The sequence below is a fragment of the Paenibacillus marinisediminis genome (assembly GCF_054343325.1).
In genome coordinates this window covers 1-298 of the sequence record NZ_JBTGUH010000040.1, presented here as the reverse complement: position 1 = coordinate 298, position 298 = coordinate 1, and the positions used below count along the sequence as shown (strand labels likewise).

The 298-nt window shown below is 45.3% G+C and carries 2 tRNA genes; both read left to right on the top strand.

The features are described from left to right. Positions 1 to 36 precede the first annotated feature (36 nt). Positions 37 to 110: transfer RNA gene (locus ACXX53_RS23155), tRNA-Gly, on the top strand. A gap of 80 nt (positions 111 to 190) precedes the next feature. Further along, a tRNA-Gly gene (locus ACXX53_RS23150) sits at positions 191 to 265 on the top strand. The last annotated feature ends 33 nt before the right edge of the window (positions 266 to 298 follow it).

Sequence of the window (298 nt, the reverse complement as noted above, 5' to 3'; positions counted from 1 at the left end):
CGCATGTTCAAATCGTGTCATCCCGACCATCAATATGCGGGTGTAGTTCAATGGTAGAACTTTAGCCTTCCAAGCTAATAGCGTGGGTTCGATTCCCATCACCCGCTCCATTAAAGAATTAATAAGAAGTTGCAATTAACTAAGCAATATGTTATAATAGTTAACGTCACTTCGGAAAACTTAACATTATGCGGACATAGCTCAGTGGTAGAGTATCGCCTTGCCAAGGCGAGGGTCGCGGGTTCGAATCCCGTTGTCCGCTCCAGAATATGTGCCTTTAGCTCAGCTGGATAGAGCG